Origin of the sequence: Campylobacter concisus (assembly GCF_003048775.2) — a bacterium.
Lineage (GTDB): Bacteria > Campylobacterota > Campylobacteria > Campylobacterales > Campylobacteraceae > Campylobacter_A > Campylobacter_A concisus_I.
Window position 1 is genome coordinate 407,082 of sequence record NZ_CP049272.1, and the last position, 16,227, is coordinate 423,308.

The 16,227-nt window shown below is 33.3% G+C and carries 16 protein-coding genes; 11 read left to right on the forward strand and 5 right to left on the reverse strand.

What is annotated here, in order from left to right; all coding sequences use genetic code 11:
- Position 1: 1 nt before the first annotated feature.
- Positions 2-1,678 (forward strand): phage integrase SAM-like domain-containing protein, encoded by a 1,677-nt coding sequence (locus CVT17_RS01995; protein WP_087579604.1) that lies wholly within the window; start codon positions 2-4, stop codon positions 1,676-1,678.
- 59 nt (positions 1,679-1,737) lie between these two features.
- Positions 1,738-2,151 carry a hypothetical protein gene (locus CVT17_RS02000; RefSeq protein ID WP_087579605.1) on the forward strand — a complete coding sequence of 138 codons (414 nt, stop codon included), beginning with the start codon at positions 1,738-1,740 and terminating at the stop codon, positions 2,149-2,151.
- Between the two features lie 41 nt (positions 2,152-2,192).
- Here CVT17_RS02000 and CVT17_RS02005 read toward each other — a convergent pair whose 3' ends face one another.
- The 5 genes from CVT17_RS02005 to CVT17_RS02025 all read right to left on the reverse strand — a co-directional run bounded on the left by CVT17_RS02005 (position 2,193) and on the right by CVT17_RS02025 (position 7,295).
- Entirely contained in the window at positions 2,193-3,755 is a 1,563-nt protein-coding gene (locus tag CVT17_RS02005) for a hypothetical protein (protein WP_087579606.1), read from the reverse strand.
- Between the two features lies 1 nt (position 3,756).
- Positions 3,757-4,317 carry a ClpP family protease gene (locus tag CVT17_RS02010; protein ID WP_087579607.1) on the reverse strand — a complete coding sequence of 187 codons (561 nt, stop codon included), beginning with the start codon at positions 4,315-4,317 and terminating at the stop codon, positions 3,757-3,759.
- A 106-nt stretch (positions 4,318-4,423) separates the two neighbouring features.
- Positions 4,424-5,530, reverse strand: coding sequence for a hypothetical protein (locus CVT17_RS02015; RefSeq protein ID WP_141083425.1), 1,107 nt, complete (start codon positions 5,528-5,530; stop codon positions 4,424-4,426).
- A gap of 242 nt (positions 5,531-5,772) precedes the next feature.
- Positions 5,773-6,792: a hypothetical protein gene (locus CVT17_RS02020; RefSeq protein WP_107858484.1), complete on the reverse strand. Its 1,020-nt coding sequence runs from the start codon at positions 6,790-6,792 to the stop codon at positions 5,773-5,775.
- 89 nt (positions 6,793-6,881) lie between these two features.
- Positions 6,882-7,295 carry an NINE protein gene (locus tag CVT17_RS02025; RefSeq protein WP_107858485.1) on the reverse strand — a complete coding sequence of 138 codons (414 nt, stop codon included), beginning with the start codon at positions 7,293-7,295 and terminating at the stop codon, positions 6,882-6,884.
- 124 nt (positions 7,296-7,419) lie between these two features.
- Here CVT17_RS02025 and CVT17_RS02030 point away from each other — a divergent pair, with 124 nt between their 5' ends.
- The 9 genes from CVT17_RS02030 (at position 7,420) to CVT17_RS02070 (ending at position 16,187) form a co-directional block, all read left to right on the forward strand.
- Positions 7,420-7,860 carry a hypothetical protein gene (locus tag CVT17_RS02030; protein WP_087576629.1) on the forward strand — a complete coding sequence of 147 codons (441 nt, stop codon included), beginning with the start codon at positions 7,420-7,422 and terminating at the stop codon, positions 7,858-7,860.
- Positions 7,861-8,117: 257 nt separating this feature from the next.
- Positions 8,118-8,678: a DUF1566 domain-containing protein gene (locus CVT17_RS02035; protein WP_219336684.1), complete on the forward strand. Its 561-nt coding sequence runs from the start codon at positions 8,118-8,120 to the stop codon at positions 8,676-8,678.
- 276 nt (positions 8,679-8,954) lie between these two features.
- Positions 8,955-9,419 (forward strand): DUF1566 domain-containing protein, encoded by a 465-nt coding sequence (locus CVT17_RS02040; protein WP_087576630.1) that lies wholly within the window; start codon positions 8,955-8,957, stop codon positions 9,417-9,419.
- 100 nt (positions 9,420-9,519) lie between these two features.
- A complete protein-coding gene (locus CVT17_RS02045) occupies positions 9,520-11,295 on the forward strand; it encodes an McrB family protein (RefSeq protein WP_087576631.1) in 1,776 nt (591 codons plus the stop codon).
- A complete protein-coding gene (locus tag CVT17_RS02050; RefSeq protein WP_087576632.1) occupies positions 11,273-12,535 on the forward strand; it encodes a 5-methylcytosine restriction system specificity protein McrC in 1,263 nt (420 codons plus the stop codon). The genes CVT17_RS02045 and CVT17_RS02050 overlap by 23 nt, the downstream gene beginning before the upstream one ends.
- Positions 12,536-12,988: 453 nt before the next feature.
- Positions 12,989-14,221 carry a hypothetical protein gene (locus tag CVT17_RS02055; protein WP_087579617.1) on the forward strand — a complete coding sequence of 411 codons (1,233 nt, stop codon included), beginning with the start codon at positions 12,989-12,991 and terminating at the stop codon, positions 14,219-14,221.
- A gap of 39 nt (positions 14,222-14,260) precedes the next feature.
- The gene (locus CVT17_RS02060) at positions 14,261-14,590 is read left to right on the forward strand and encodes a type II toxin-antitoxin system RelE/ParE family toxin (RefSeq protein ID WP_087579618.1); all 330 of its coding nucleotides are present in this window, start codon (positions 14,261-14,263) and stop codon (positions 14,588-14,590) included.
- Positions 14,587-14,871 carry a helix-turn-helix domain-containing protein gene (locus CVT17_RS02065; RefSeq protein WP_084041731.1) on the forward strand — a complete coding sequence of 95 codons (285 nt, stop codon included), beginning with the start codon at positions 14,587-14,589 and terminating at the stop codon, positions 14,869-14,871. Before CVT17_RS02060 ends, CVT17_RS02065 begins: the two co-directional genes overlap by 4 nt.
- Before the next feature lie 833 nt (positions 14,872-15,704).
- The gene (locus CVT17_RS02070; protein WP_107858575.1) at positions 15,705-16,187 is read left to right on the forward strand and encodes a retention module-containing protein; all 483 of its coding nucleotides are present in this window, start codon (positions 15,705-15,707) and stop codon (positions 16,185-16,187) included.
- Positions 16,188-16,227 lie beyond the last annotated feature (40 nt).

Here is a 16,227-nt window from a genome sequence, read left to right on the forward strand (position 1 = left end):
GATGGAAAACAATAAAAAATCTATGGATGTGACAATGCAAAAGCTGCTTTGTGTAGAAAAATATGAGGATGTTCATCATGGGAGAGTAAGGGCGTATTATGATACTGATATAAAGTTATTGAAGCAAGATGCAATATATTGCCTCAATAAGGGATACTCTAGGTCTAGTGGTGAGAAAAAAAGACAATATTGGCTTAAGATATTTTTAAACCTAGCAAGTTTGTATCCGTGTATTTTATCACTAGATAAAAAAGGCATAGTTAGTAGTACGATTACTAATTTTTTTAACAACTTAGCCGAAAAAGAGTCTCGAAAAAAAAGAATTATTAATCAAGATCAAGTCGTAAGTCAAAATAAACTACCGCCAGAACTTCATATAGATCAAAAAAAGTGGGATAGTTTTCTTCAACTGCATTATGGGCAGATAGACTTTAATGATTATTACAACACCCCAGTGAGTAAAAAAATATCTGATGGAGTGTATAAAGTAAGAGATGGCTTTCTCGTAAGGGGTCAATTTATACCGAGTTATATTTTTTTAGAAATTAGAGAGTGTATTATAAAACAAGAAAAGACAAAGATAGTACCTGTAAAGCATCAATATGGTGTTAAACTAGAAAACTTTGAAGATATAGAAAAAGATTTTATGGAGCATGTTGCAAGGAAGCGAAATTTTAGTGATAGTACAAAAAAAGAGTACCGTCATGCACTTAAGCTGCTTAAGGAATTTCTTAATGATAGAGACATCAGCATAAGCGATATAAATGTAAAAGTAGCTGAGGACTTTCATGAAGGTCTTATTAAAGAAGAAGGTGTGAGAGCAAGAAACGAAAAGAGAGCAAATAATATAGTAGGCTTTTTATCAAATGTGTTTAATAGACTTGCACATTTAGGAGTAGTTGGTGATAACTTTTTTAAAAAAGAAGCGATAGAGCGATTTGGTATTAAAGAGAAAACGACAAAGAGAAATTTCTCTATGAGCGAGTTAATGCTGTTATTTTCTGGAGAACATAATATAGAAAAAGAGATACTAGACTATTTTCGCTTTAAACTACATGTTGGACTTCGCATGAGAGAGTTTTTTGGTTTAAGTGCTGATAGCTTTAAAACAGAAACAATCAATGGAAAGACTTACAATTATGTCATCATAAATACAGCCAAAGGCAAGGGTGGTAGAACATCCCAAAGAGCGATAGTTATACATGAAAATATTAAAGATTTGCATAATTATGATTGGGTTAAAAAGATAATCTCAAAATACCCAGACATAAAGTCTTTTGGAAAAAAGGTTAATAGATGTATAAGAAAAATAACTTCTGATAAAGATGTCAGTGATCACCGTTTGCGTGGTAACTTTGCAAATATACTAACAGAGTGTGATTTACGAAATGAAATAAGCGAGTCTATTGCGGATGTTGATGGAGCTCTTGGCCATAAGCCAAATATTCAAAAATATGAACGTAGACAATATACAACACTAGTAGAACATATGCTAGGTTATGGACTGTCTGATGCTTTTGATATATATGCTAGATCTGAGTATTTAGAAAGAAAGCAAGAGATTATAAAAGGGTTTGACTCATTATTTGGCTTTTTTAAATACCTAGAAAATCCAAACATACCGCATCTTAAAACGGATAAACATAGAAAAAATTCAAAAAAGAGTCAGAAAAAGTAGAAAACTTTTCTGTAGGTATAATTATTATAAACAATAAATAATAAAATAAGGAGGAATAAATGCTTTATTTATTAGGGCAAGATCAAATTTTGTTTAAACCTCTTGATTCAGAGGAACCTTATACTTTAGACAATGGGCTACAGACTATCAATTGCTGGCTTGATATGGCTATTATTGGTTTAAAATATAAAATACCTTTTGTTTTAATTGGTTTTGAAACACTGTATAGTGATGAAAAAGAGAGGATGGAGTATGTAGTTGGTGGTAGCAAAAATGATCCATGGCCCTTTGAAAGAGTCTATAAGTTTTGCAAAAAATTACATAATGATGTCTCTGGGTTTATGGAGGAGCTAGTGTTAGAATATTGTAGGCTTTGTATCTGCTCTACAACAGTAAAAGAATTTGAGAAAGATTGCAAAAGGCATCTAAAAGAGCTTGAGGATAAACTCTCGAGACTAGACGATGTCTTATAGTCTATTATTAGACTCATGGGAGGTCAATCCCATGAGTGAGTTTATAATACCTCAATATCCTGACCACTACTAGCTACTTTTTTGGACTCTACTAGGTTGTTGATACTTTTTAGCAACTCTTTATCTTTTGCACTTAGTATAGGTAAAAAGTAAGTATTTTTTGTTTTTATATTTAGTACTGCGATCAAGCCATAGTCTTTAGCCATCTGCCTATGAAATACTAAAATTTCATCTTCACAAAGCTCCTTCTCAGTGTATTTTGCCCCTAGCTTAAGGCTCTTTTGATAACAAAGCTCAGCGTTTAAAAGGTCTTTTTCATCTAAAAACATAGGTTTTGTTTTATAAATTTTCTCCTCATGATAGCACTCAAAATTTTTAAGCCCACTAAAGTCTTTATTTTCTCCATTTGCGTATTGTTTTATGTGGTTTTTAAAGAAATATTGATGAGATAAATTTCCAACTAGCTCTTTATATTTTGACTCTCCACCTAAAGAATTTTTTAGCACATCTTCATTTTGAAAAGCAAGTATGAGCTCCACCTTTGCCTCTCTTAGTACATCTGCGTGCAGATCTGTTTGTGGGTTTAACACGCGTTGTGCCTCGTCTATAAAAATACTAACTGGTACTTTATATTCATCTAAAATGCGTCTTGTCATGCTTGAAAGAGTGGAGTTTAGTATGAGTTCTATCACATTATCTTTTAGTCCTTGCGCATTTATGATCACTATTTTTCCTTGATTTAGTAGGGTGCTTATGCTTTGCATCATAGTGATGTCTTCGTTTAGCATCTCATCATCAGCTAGTTCTCTTAGTGCTTGAAGCATAAACGTATAGTTTGAAAACATCCTTGCTCTATATGTCTCTATCTCGCCAACAGCACTAGTGTGTTCTTTAAAAGCTTGCAAAAATTTGCTAGATTTTTGTTTAAAAGTGTTTAATGTCCAAATATTTTCAGCTAGCATCATCGGCTGACAAAGAGTTGAGATTTTACTGCTTATGTCATCTGCTATCGCTTTGTTGTCATTTGCATATCTGCTTAGTTCAAGCACTATGTCATAGAAATTTCTAAAATCAGATAGTTGCTGGGTAAATTTACATAGATTTGCAAAGCTAGGATAGATGCCTTCTGCTTTTTTGCACAGTTTTATGCTGCAAAAGGCACTCTTGCTAAAGTCATATATTGCTTTCATCATATCAAGAGAGCTTGCTGAGATATTTGTGGCCAAATTTCCCCAAAAAGTATCACGCTCAGTACCAAATGTTTTTTTGAAAAAATTTGTTAGCAATACATCATTTGTGTCATACATTAAGTTTAGTTTGTAGCCCCAAGGGACATTTACCATCACAACATCACGCAGTCTACCGTGTTTTTGTGCTAAAAATTTTACCTTTTTATGTTCTACTCCTTTGTAATCAAGGATAAGCATTGCGTGATTTGCCTTTATACGCTCATCAATAGCTGGCAATATAACAGATGTGGTTTTTCCACAACCTGTCTGACCTGTGATCATTGCATGAGTAAAGCTAATAGGTATGCTAAGTGAAGTTTCTTTACTAGCTAGAGCCGTATTGTTTTGTTTGTTGATTAATGAAAAGACTGACATGTTATTCTCCTTTGTTTGATGTTATTATTTCGTTTGCTAAACCGTATTTTATGGCTGTATCTGCGTCTATGTAACAGTCTCTATCTGTTATCTGCTCAATTTTTTCTAGCTCTAGCTTACTTCTCTGCATTATCATGTTATTTATTTTTGATTTTGTCTTTAAAATTTGATTTGCCATTAGCTCTATATCGCTTGCTTGACCTGATACTCCGCCTAGTGGCTGGTGTAGCATCAGACTGGAGTTTGGTAGCATATAGCGTTTATCTCCGCTTAAAAATATCAGTGCTGACATAGAGGCGGCTAGACCAACACAAAAGGTATTTATGGGTGCTTTTATGGTTTGCATAAAATCAATCAACCCAAAGCCATCATATATAGAGCCTCCTGGCCCACTTATGTAGATATTTATATCACTGCTTTTGTTTGTGGAGTTTAGATATAAAAGTGTTTTTTGAGTATTTAGACAAATTTCTTGATCTATCTGTCCGTATAAAAAGATATTTCTATCAGCTAGTAAGCTCATATGAATATCGGTGAAATTTAGTTTCTCTTTTTCTTGCATTTTCACTCCTTTTGTTTTTTGTGAGTGAAATTGTAAAATAAAAAGATTGCCTACTTGTTCCACCTATTGCTTGAAATGTTCTATTCAGCTAGGGTAGATAAAATTTTTATAGTACTTCAAAGTCAATATTTTGAGCAAAAAGTGGGTAATTATGCTTGTTAAGGTAGTCATTTAGGCTTTGTTTTATGATATCTTCGAAATAAATTTTGGCTAGTTCTTTAGGGGTCTTATGCTCACAAAAGCTATGGGTGCAGGTATAAAGACCATAAATATCATCTATGAGCCAGCTTCTTGAGGTATTGTTTTGTGAGGCATTAAAACTTTTATATGAGAGGTTGTTTTTTAGACTATTTAGTGCACTTAAAAATTTCTCTAAAACAAGCACATTAGCTTTTTTAAGATCTCTATAAACTGCTTTGGGCTCTAAAAGTGATGAGTCATTAAGTGTCCTAAGCAAGCCTTTTATAAGAGATTTTTTGTAGCTTATTTCTTTGTTTCTTATTTTTATTATATCAGCATAAATTTGCGTAAAATTTCCATTAAAAAATCTCGGTGAAAATATGACTAACGCATCATTTTCTCTAAAACTTATGTATCTGTCTTTAAATATCTCAAGCTTAAAAATTTCAGCTTTTAAATTTATAAAGCTTACAGCGCGGTTGTCTTTATCTATTGCTTTTACTAAGCCATCTTTTATGATAAGCACGCTTATATCTTGTATAAATTTATAAAGCTTTTGCTCTTTGTATGCTTCTGTGCTAGTTATATAGCCTATGATATTTTCAGGCAGGATAGGCATAGGCATGTCTAGGCTTTTAAAATCTAAATTAGATTTTTTTATTATCCAGACAAATTCGTTTGTTTCTACATACAGGCATATCATCACAAAGGCACTATCTTGCAGGTAATAAAATTTCTCATCATCACTAAAATTTAGCTCATGTTTTATATGCTTAACATGATTTTGTAGATATGCGTTTGGGGATAATATATAGCTATTTTTGTCGTTTATATGCTGCACTTGGTTTGAGAGGTTCTTAGCTAAGTTAAGGATCAAGTAGTATTCATTAGATAGCTTTTTTAGGAGTTTATTTATATTTCTTCTTTTGCTATCTTGCTTTTTGTCGCTATCTTTTATATATGTTTTTAGATTGACAAAATTTGCTATCAGCCTAAGAGCATCTTTGCCACACTCTTTACATATTCTTTCCATATCTTTTTTGACCTGTTTAAGATCGCTTGCTTTGGAGCCTATATGTGGATAAAATATATTATCTAGATCATCAGTTTCGTTAAACCTATAAAACTCAACAGCAAAAAGACATAAGGCATATATATTTATAAGTGAGTTACTATAGCTTCTTTTGTTTTCCTTATTTTTATGTATACGACTAGAAGATATAGATTTTGATTTACTACTAAATAATAAATAGTCGAACTCTGGCATGATCCTTGTTACCTATATATGTATTTTTTCCCATCTTCTGATAAAAAATATTGCAATTCACTATTATAGTAAAAAGCTTTGGGTTGATGGCTATCATCTCTAAATAAGCTATATGAAGGATCATTTTTTTCAAATATATTTTTGTGAAACAAATACAATCTGCCTCTATAAGGATAAAGAGATATTCTATACTCCCCTATGCGTATATTATAGTATTTATCTAGGTTAAAGCCAGTTGTTCCACCATATTTTATATGGTTTATAAAGCGTGAATAATCATTCACAAAGTATTTGTTATCCAATACTTTACCGTTTACATCAAAAACTTCTATTTTAGCATAACTACCGTCAGCTGTGCCAGCTTGACAACTACAATACATATTGTATTTAAGCCCTAGTTTGTCCCCTGCGATATATATAGCTGTATAAGAGCTATAAGCTGGCATAAAGTTAAAGTTTTTGTTAAAAACATAGTCATTTAATGTTTTGTCGCCAAAAAGTGGCTCTAAAATAGTATCTATACCCTCATATTCTCCCAAAAATCTCTCTCTTTCTATTTTTTGTGTGTCATATATGGCAAATACCATTTTTTGGTCTAATACTTTTTTAAGCTCAATGTTTTTACCTATGAAATTTAAGCTATATGTGTTGTTTTTATCAGTTTTATTAAAGTTTAATACCAACTCTTCGTGGTCATTACCACATTTTATGTCTTGTGAGTTTTTTGTTTTTTTACACAAATAGTAGTATCCATCTATGATCAGCATACCTTTATTTCTCTGATCATATATAGTATTATCACAGCCTCCTTTTACTCTATCACTAGGTAGATCATCACTTATGCTAAAAAAATTAAATACTAGTTGCGCATAAAGATCGTCTGAGGCATAAATGGATTCAGTGCCTTGCAGTATTTTAGACGCAACTGTAACGCCATCTTTGGTGATAGTTTCTTCTATATCATATTTGCCCTGAGTAGAAGCGTAAATGCTGGTTGCCAACAAAAGTAAAGCAAATATCCTTTTCATCCATGTTCCTTTTTTTTAAAAATTTCGAGCAATACACCAAAATACAGCATGTTATAAGGCTTGTATTTGAGCAAACACAAGCATATAAATCAAAGCACCATAAGAACTTTATTTAGATTGTCCTTTTTGATGCCAGTAAAAACTAAAAATAAATCAACAACATAAAAAATCATACTCGCAATAAATAAAATACTTCCTACAACAAGAAGAGATTCGTCTTTTTCTGATAGTCCAGCGTCATAAAAAAGCATACTACCAACTGACAATAAAAGCTTTATGATACCAAGCCCTATATCGCCTTTGTAAAATCTATCTATACCTAATCCGCCCAAAAGAAATCCAAGTATTAGCCCTACTATAGGACTTTTTAAATTTAGCATAGATATTGATGTACTTATTTTGTTTAAGCTCTCATCACTTGCGCTACTTAGTTTGTTGTGTAAGATAACATTTCCATGGCTCGGTATCTTACCTGTCAAAGTTGTTAAGATTACATTTTTCATTTTTACTCCTTAATGATTTTAAAAGAGCGAAATTATAGCATATATTATTCTATACGTATAAAAATATTTAATGAGCATAATTAGCAAAAGTATAATCGCATAAATTAGCCGTAGAGGATAAAATATGCAGATTCATGAAAGGATAAATTCGATCATTAAAAGCAAAGGGTTAAAGAAAAAGGACTTTTTGCAAAAATTTGTCTCTTTAGAGCCAAGGCTTAAAAGCACTGGTGAAATTCCATCTATCCCTACGATATACAACTATCTAAATGGCACTAGAGAGATAAAAGCTGAGCTTATACCGTATATGGCAAAGGCTCTTGATGTAAGTGAGCAGGAGTTATTTTTAGATAATGACTCGACTGAATTTTTTAAGGAATTTATTAAAAAACAAAGTGAAAACGAGAGCTCTAATGAGAAAAATAAAGCGATTTTAAAACTAATAAACCTATGCGAATACGCTTCTATGCCTATGCTTGAGAGACTAATAGAAATTTTAGAACAAAACAAACAGCTTACTTTACAAAATATGAAACGCATAGGTGGATTAGAATTTAACATGTAAGCTACTAAAATTCTTCCAACAAACCTTATTTTTTAATATATTTATCGCATATAAATTTTTCTTTTTTAACAATACACTACTAACTCAAATTTATTTTTCTATGTCAATATAGCTTTTATTATTCAATAAGCATAATATTAATAAAATTATCCGTATAGTAAATTTATTCTTAATAGTGATAGTTTTTTGTGCACTAACATACACTATCAGATTAATAAGTGTAATTTCAAGCAAGACAAAGACAAGAAAGGATAAAGATGAAAAAGATGGCTTTTATGCTTGCGCTTTTGCTGTGCAGTAGCTCTGCATTTGATTTTAACCCGGTAATATTGATCAAAAGGGCATTGAGCTCAAGCTCAGCTACAAGTGAAAAGACATTGGGTTCGGACTTTACTACGAACAAAAAGGCACCAGGGGCCACAGCTGGGTTTAGCAGAGATGACCGTTTGGGGGTTGTTAGAGATGATATATATAAACTGATGTGGCAAGATGATAATTTGCCAGATAAGATGGCTCAGGACAGAGCCGTTCACTACTGCGATGATTTAAATTTTGCAGGTTACGACGACTGGCGCTTGCCGACCAAAAACGAGCTTTTAAGCATCACGGACGATAGCAGGTATAAGCCTGCGATAAACAAAGCCTTTAAAAACGTCGCATACGAGACGAACAACAAGGGCGAGAAAATGTATTGGAGCTCTATCAAACATGCCGGCTACCCGTCGTCTCTCGTGTGGTCAGTGGATTTCGAGAGCGGCAGCGATTACTTTGGAAGCGTTTTAGATCGCTACTTCGTGCGGTGCGTCCGGCAGTATTGATTTTTGAAAGGATTTGAAAGAGTTGCTATATGAAAATTTACCTATATTTAGAGCTTCTATGAGATTTTGCGTCTATTTAGAAAATGAGTTCATGAGCTTAGTGTTATCATAGATGCACCGCGCAAGAGATAGATAAATTTTTAGCCGTTCAGGCTTCGTTTCTAGCTCATATAAAATGGGCTAACTTGTATAAGCTAAGACAAAAGGTGGCTTTGATAGACGAAAGCCGTGAAAATATCCAAGCGATATATAACTTTAGAAAGTAAAGGAAGATGGATGAAAAGATGCATAGCTATATCTTTGCTGCTTTGCGGACTGTTAAACGCTGAGGCGCTAAGTCCTGAGTGCTACCGAGATAACGAGAAAAACGTAGTGGTATGTAGCGAAAAAAAGCTGGAAAGACTAATGTGGCAAGACGAAGAACAAAGCTTTGAAGGAACGTGGGATGAGGCGCAAGAATACTGCAAAAAATTAAGCCTGGCCGGATACAAAGACTGGAGACTACCGACTAGAATGGAACTACTAAGTACAACGGACAATAGCAGGTATAAGCCTGCGATAAACAAAGCCTTTAAAAACGTCGCATACGAGACGAACAACAAGGGCGAGAAAATGTATTGGAGCTCTATCAAATATGTCGGCGACCAGTGGTCCGTGTGGTTAGTGAATTTCGAGAGCGGCAAGGATAACTTTGGAGACGTTTTTAATCGCTACTTCGTGCGGTGCGTCCGAGAGGATTGATTTTTGAAATTTCTTTTTTGAGAAATTCAGACTTAATGGCGGCGCTTTAAAAAGCCTTTTGCTCCCCTTGCGGGAGCTTTTTAAAATTTTGGAGAATGAAATGATTAATTTTACGTTTGAACAGATAATAAAAATAAACGAAATTTTTAGTAGAGTTGTCGACTGCAAGGGAAATTTGAAGGTGTTTAAGGATTTTGATTGGGATCAGGATAAAAACAATATTGTTATATATGAAGAAAGCCCATATGGAGATAAATCTCTTGCAATAGTAGATGACTGGAGTAAAGTGAGTCTTGAAGACATATATAATAATGCGCAAAAAGCTCTAAGTATAAGTGATATAACTCATATAATAGATAGAGCAAATATCGAGCCGCTGAAAGATTTTACGATAGAAATAAGGATAGATAAAAATAAAATAAATAATCAAGCAAATACACATTTTTCAGTTTTGTTGCACCAGCTTAGCGATCTTAAATTTGATGATTTTGACACGTTATACACTGCTTTTTATGATATTTTAGAAATTTGTACAAAAGAACTAAATATCAAAGATACTCATACGATCTTTTACTTAAATATCTTTCAAAGACTACTTGAATACTTTCAAAAAGGTGATGTAAATTTTTACATTAAAGATGGCAATGTAAAGCCAGTAGATGATGAACTTGCTAAAAGACTTAGAGAGTTTTTTGTTATTAATAGAATAATTTGCAAATTTAAAAATTATGTAGCAAGAAATTTAAATACAATGGTCTCAAATGGAGACAGATATATAGATACTGGAAAATTTATAGAAACACTAACAGATGAAGAGAAAGAAGTATATGAAAAATATGGTGTTGTTTTAAGGGATATTTTTGGTATTTTGCATGGGTGTATTCCTGATGAATTTGGCGAATTAATTCAAAATGGTATAAAAAATATCATCTACTACGGTGCGCCTGGAACCGGCAAGACAAAATTCGTAAAAGACTGCCTTGATATTTTAGATCCGAAACGTACTAGAACCGAATGGGTACAGTTTCATAGCGGTTTTGAATACGAGGATTTTATAGACGGCATAAAACCGATCGGCATACAAAACGGAAATTTAAATTTGGCTTTGACAAACGGCATATTTAAAGAATTTTGCTTAAAAGCGGCACAAAACGAAAAAGAAAATTTCTTTTTTATAGTCGATGAAATAAATAGAGCCGACATAGCGGCGGTATTTGGCGAAACGCTATCACTTTTGGAGGAGAATTACCGAGGTAAAAGCATAAAGACTAAAAATTATGCACTTAGTAAGCAGGAGTTTTCTATACCAAGCAACGTATATTTCATAGGTATGATGAACGACGTGGATAAAAGCATCGACTGCTTTGACTTGGCTCTAAGAAGGCGCTTTGCGTGGGTCTTAATGAGATGTGATTATGAGGTTTTAAGCGATTTGGACAAAAAATACAGCGACTATAAAGAAAAATGTAAAAAATTAAATAACTACATCACCAATGACCTCAAATATTTAGTCGAATACAAAGATGAAACTAGGGTAAAAATAAAATCTATTCAGTCTTACGATAATACCGAAAAAAGAGATGAAGCTTACAATAAGTTATTTTCAAGCGCATCTGACAAAGACAAAGAAAAAGAAAAAGAAAATGACAAGAAAAAATACGAAAAAAATAGTGGCTTAAATTTAGGCAGAGCTTACGAGATTGGACATTCATATTTTCTCAAAAAGGAAACAATGAGCGAGCAACAAATTTGGGATAGGCATATAGAACCGATCTTACGTGAATATATTAGAACGCAGTTTGGCGACGGCGAAGTAGAGAAAAAACTAAAAATAGCCGAGGGTATTTTTGTAGATGGAAAATGTATTCAACGATAATAGGATTTGTGATTCCAGAGATCATAAAAAAGAAATAACCTTTAATGATCTGGCGCAGGGCAAGACGGGCATAGTATTTCTAAACGGACGGCACGATAAATTTAAGCCCAAGATAAAAGACGATAAAGATGCGCACTATATCCTTAAAGAGTGTAAAGATGACAACTATATATTCGGCAACTATATAGGCCGTTTTACCTTTGAGTGGCAAGAGTACGTCATAAACTCTCGTTTCGGTAAAGAACTAGAAGCCGAGCTTTTAAAAACTATCGACTCGGCGTTTTTTAGCTCCGATGGTAGCGTCGCCGAGGTAAACGGCGACATTCCTATGGACGATGTCCTTTATGCCTCATTTATCAGCCGCTTAAAGCTAGCCAAACTAAGCGGCTTCCCGAGCATTTACAAGAAAATTCCTTTTAGAGACTACGCCGTGCACGGAAGCCTTGATGTTAAAAATTTCATCAAAAAAGATCAGCCATTCACGGGTAAAATCTCAAGCCGCAAAAGCTCTCGAGTGCCCGACGAAGTGGTCGCAAGGGTGCTTTTAAAAGCTTATGATATCTTGGTTAGAAAAAACCCTAAATTTGGGCTTTACGATAAGGAGATTAGAAATTTTTTGCTAGCTAACGCTAACGGCGAGATGAAAAGCGTAAAAGATATAAACGTAGCCCTAAACTCAAAATCCGTGATGAACGAGCTTTATAAAGATTACAAAATCGCTCTTCAAATCGCTAAGGTTATCATTTTACAAGATTCAAGATACGCGAACGAAAACGCCGTCAAAAATCTAAATTTCGGTTATTTGCTGTATGCACCCAATCTTTTTGAGCTTTATGTTGAGAGACTCATAAGAAGCGTATTAGGCGAATTTGGCGGTAAATTTAGGCTAGAAACGCAGGATAAAATTCCTGGCTCGAATTTGAAGCCCGATTTTTTAATAAAAGACGAAAAAGGGAAAATTTTAGCTGTTTTAGATGCCAAATATAGGCATTTTTATAATGCTAATTTAGGCGAAACCGACTTCAAGAATTTGTTGCAAATAAAACAATACGTGGAGAAGGCCGGTTCAAACACTGGAATTCTAATCTATGCTAAAAGTGACGTCTTTAATGGGTTAGGAAACATAAGACATAGTCCTGAAAACAAAATTTTTATACTCAATGTATTAAAAAATGATAATAAAACATCTGCTGACGAATTTAAAAAGTATCTTAAGAAGATTTTAGAAACTATAAAATAAAAGAGATAATGTGAAAACATTATAAAAGTTGTAGCGTTTATGGCTATAAGCTTGTTGGATGCAAAAGCTACTTTGTCTATAGAAGGATATATGGCAAAGATGTTCTTTTAAAAGAAAAAAGATGGCAACACTGTCTATGTGGCAAATGATGTACAAACAAGCTAGTAGAGGGTATACATAAAAGGACTCATTTAATCTATTTGGGTCAAATTTAAACTACGATCCGCTACTTTCAAAGTCTATACAAGCTAGAGTACTTTGAAACAAGCAAGTCAAAATAGGACTTAGATTTTTAAAAGAATGTAGGCTGTCTCTCTTGCATTAGAAAGCCTCGCAGAGCCCAAGGGTTTAGAGTTCTCTAAACCCATTTGGGCATTAAATGGTTAAAACCTACTCTTTTTAACAAAATACATATAATTAATAGTAATTAGATCATAGTTTTTGGAGAGTAAGATGTTTAAAGACCAACAAGCAAATATAACATTTGAACTAGCAAGTGAGCACCTGAATGCTCATAACAGTAGAGAAAACCGACCAAAATATCTCATGCCGGGATACTACTTAAATGAAAATTTTTGCGTATCTAAGCCAGTGGAGTATATAAGGCTAAACGAGCTTAGTTTTGATGAGCTGTGGCAAAAAAGAAGAGATGAGATGAAGAGTGAAGTGGTGCGTAATGGCAAAACAAAGCTGGTGGATATAGAAAGGGGCAAAAAACCACTCAAGCAAAACTGTCACTATGAGTGCGTCATAGGGCTAAATGAGCATACAAGTGTTTCAAGCCTGCTACGCTCCATAAAGGCAGTAGGAGAAATTTTAAACATAGAGCCCATAAATGTCTATATACATAGCGATGAGGGCCATCTTTTAAGAAAGCGTGATAGTAAAGAGATATATCCACTCTTTCGTGATGAAAATGGTAAGCTAGGTGGTACGTATGTGACTGATACAGACGGCAGAGCATACTACATACATATCAAAGAAAACAAAAAAGGCGAACAGTACTATGAAAAAGGAGCGGAGCTAAGATATGATGAGTTTGAGCCTATGTTTCAAAGGCATGCACACGTAGAGTGGAACACTCTAGTATCTAGCAGAAACCAGATGCAAAGGTTTAAAAGATACAGTGCTGATGCAAATTTAGATGCTAAGACTGTTTTTAAAAATGTATATAACACAAATGCTGAAATTTTAGGTATGAAAAAAGGCAGTGGCAACAGCAAACACAAAAAACTAAAAGAGTTTAGAGTGGCTAGTGAAAACGAAAAGCTAGCTAGTCAGATAGAAGAGCTAAAAAGTCTAGTAGAGCAAAAGGAAGCTCAGATGCAAAGCGCCTTTGAAACTGAGGTAAAGCAAAGGGATAAGATAAGAGAGCTGGCTATACAAAACGAAGGGCTGAAATCTGAGATAAAGGAGCGTATAGAACTATACGCTATGAAGTTACTTGAGCTACTAGATACTAAAGATGAGCTCGCACTAGCAAATGAAACACTTGCCGAGAAAGATATTGAGATAAAAAATTTAATAGATGAGATATCTTACAAAGATGAAGAGATAATGGCAGCTAGAGAAGAGATAGAACAAATAAAAGAGCAAATGCGTAATATAGAATACAAGCAAGAAGCAAGTATAAAACCTGCCAATACAAAAGGCAAAAGTCGTGAGGTGTATGAATTTGGGATGTGAAATTGACAATAAGTTATCAAATATGATAATATAGCCAACATGAAAGATCAATTATGGAAAATTACATTTTATGATAAGAGTGTTGAAGACGAGACACTATCTTTGCCAGATACGATACTAGCTAATTTACTTAGAGTACTTGAAATGGCAAAAGAGGTTGGACCAAATTTGGGTAGACCGCATAGTGCTCCTCTTGGAAATGGGCTATTTGAGTTTAGGGCAAAAGGCAAAGAAGGTATTGCAAGAAGTGTCTTTGTAAATGTTATAAATAAAGAAATAGTGATTTTGCATACGCTCATTAAAAAATCAGACACCATTCCTAAAAAAGATATGAAGATCATTATGCAAAGAGCAAAGGAGATAAAATGAGACCAACATTTGAGGACTTTAAAGAAAAAGCTCTAAAAAGAAGCGAGGTAAAAAAAGAATACGATAGGCTGGAGATTGAATTTGAGTTAAAACTAAAGCTTATAAAGATCAGAAAAGCTGCAAATCTAACTCAAGAGGAGATGGCTAGCAGGATGAATACTAGTAAAAGCAACATCTCAAGATTAGAGAGCCTAAACTCTAAAATTTCACCAACAATCTCTACTTTAAATGCCTATGCAAATGCTGCGGGATATAGGCTGGATGTAAATTTTGTGCAGTAAATTTTAGTGGCGTATAGGTTAGTGAAAGTATATAAAAATTTTTATGAAAGAATGTATGTGGAGGCTGATGTGTTTGGGTTTAGGGTACATTTGATATTTTATAAAATCTGTCCTGATTTAGGACAAAATTCTTCCAATAAAAATGTTATTTATAGTTTAATAAAAAGGGCTAGAGTGTGTTACATAGAATTTGGACTTTTGTTACAGAAAATAAGTAAAAATAAAGCTTTACAATGTATAATTGTAAAGTTCATAAAACACGTCTATATAAGCGTTTCTGAAAGGTTAAATGTGTATCAAAACGCCAAAATGGCGGAGTGTCCCTCTCTGTCCGCCACTGCTTATAGATAATCATAAATTTTATTATTGTTTAACATTATTTTTTTGAATATCTTTATATAAAAATTTTTCTGCGTTAGAAAATTGCTTACCTAGTAAAAAAACTTAACTATAAGTTTGTAGATTTTAGACTGATGATTTTTTTGTGAAATTTATAAGTAAAAATTTTATGGTGATCACACATCTTTTAAAAAATTATGATTTTTTTGGTTATATTGTTGTTTCAAACTAATTAAAAATATCTTAAATTAAGTTTTTATTATAAAAAGTATTATATTTTACATGATTAATTATATTGACAATCAAAAAGCTATTTTTTGATAAAAGCTTATAATTCGCTTTTTACAAACTATTGACATTTGGAATTTATATATTTAATTAATATATTTTTTTCTTAAAAGATAAAATTTCTCATATAAAGTTATATCTTATAAAGATAGTATATAATCACGTAAAAATTTAAATAATACAAAAAATAATAATAAGGAGCAATCTTGGCTAAAGAAGCTGGAGTAGTAAAATTTATTAGTGGCAAGGCGGTCGCTATCGATCAAAATGGAAATGAGAGAGAGCTAAAAGTAGGTGACATCCTTTATATGGGAGAGAGCATCAAGACAAGTGATGCCGCTGATAAAATAACAATCGTTTCAAATAATGGAAAAGAGATTACAATTGTAGGCAATGATACACTTGCTTTAAATCAAAGTACTATAGGCGCGGAAGGTTTGGCAGATGTTAGTGATTTGCAAAATGCTATTTTAAATGGTGGAGATCTAACAAAACTTGAAGAGACTGCTGCTGGTGGAAACACTGCTGCTGGTGGTGGAGATGGTGTTAGCCTAGGTGATGCTAAATTTGCTGAGGGTGGCCACTACTCAAACATTAATGCAACATATAGAAATTTAAGTGATACAAACAGAGCTTTTGCATCATACGATAGCTCAATAAGCGGATACAATGGTGGAGATGATCTATAATCCCAAGCGATCCTCTTGTAACTTTTATAAGCGATCTTAA

Coding starts and splice junctions, on each gene's coding strand:
- CVT17_RS01995 (WP_087579604.1), top strand. CDS start 2: ATGGAAAACAATAAAAAATCTATGGATGTGACAATGCAAAAGCTGCTT.
- CVT17_RS02000 (WP_087579605.1), top strand. CDS start 1,738: ATGCTTTATTTATTAGGGCAAGATCAAATTTTGTTTAAACCTCTTGAT.
- CVT17_RS02005 (WP_087579606.1), bottom strand. CDS start 3,755: ATGTCAGTCTTTTCATTAATCAACAAACAAAACAATACGGCTCTAGCT.
- CVT17_RS02010 (WP_087579607.1), bottom strand. CDS start 4,317: ATGCAAGAAAAAGAGAAACTAAATTTCACCGATATTCATATGAGCTTA.
- CVT17_RS02015 (WP_141083425.1), bottom strand. CDS start 5,530: ATGGAAAGAATATGTAAAGAGTGTGGCAAAGATGCTCTTAGGCTGATA.
- CVT17_RS02020 (WP_107858484.1), bottom strand. CDS start 6,792: ATGAAAAGGATATTTGCTTTACTTTTGTTGGCAACCAGCATTTACGCT.
- CVT17_RS02025 (WP_107858485.1), bottom strand. CDS start 7,295: ATGAAAAATGTAATCTTAACAACTTTGACAGGTAAGATACCGAGCCAT.
- CVT17_RS02030 (WP_087576629.1), top strand. CDS start 7,420: ATGCAGATTCATGAAAGGATAAATTCGATCATTAAAAGCAAAGGGTTA.
- CVT17_RS02035 (WP_219336684.1), top strand. CDS start 8,118: ATGAAAAAGATGGCTTTTATGCTTGCGCTTTTGCTGTGCAGTAGCTCT.
- CVT17_RS02040 (WP_087576630.1), top strand. CDS start 8,955: ATGAAAAGATGCATAGCTATATCTTTGCTGCTTTGCGGACTGTTAAAC.
- CVT17_RS02045 (WP_087576631.1), top strand. CDS start 9,520: ATGATTAATTTTACGTTTGAACAGATAATAAAAATAAACGAAATTTTT.
- CVT17_RS02050 (WP_087576632.1), top strand. CDS start 11,273: ATGGAAAATGTATTCAACGATAATAGGATTTGTGATTCCAGAGATCAT.
- CVT17_RS02055 (WP_087579617.1), top strand. CDS start 12,989: ATGTTTAAAGACCAACAAGCAAATATAACATTTGAACTAGCAAGTGAG.
- CVT17_RS02060 (WP_087579618.1), top strand. CDS start 14,261: ATGAAAGATCAATTATGGAAAATTACATTTTATGATAAGAGTGTTGAA.
- CVT17_RS02065 (WP_084041731.1), top strand. CDS start 14,587: ATGAGACCAACATTTGAGGACTTTAAAGAAAAAGCTCTAAAAAGAAGC.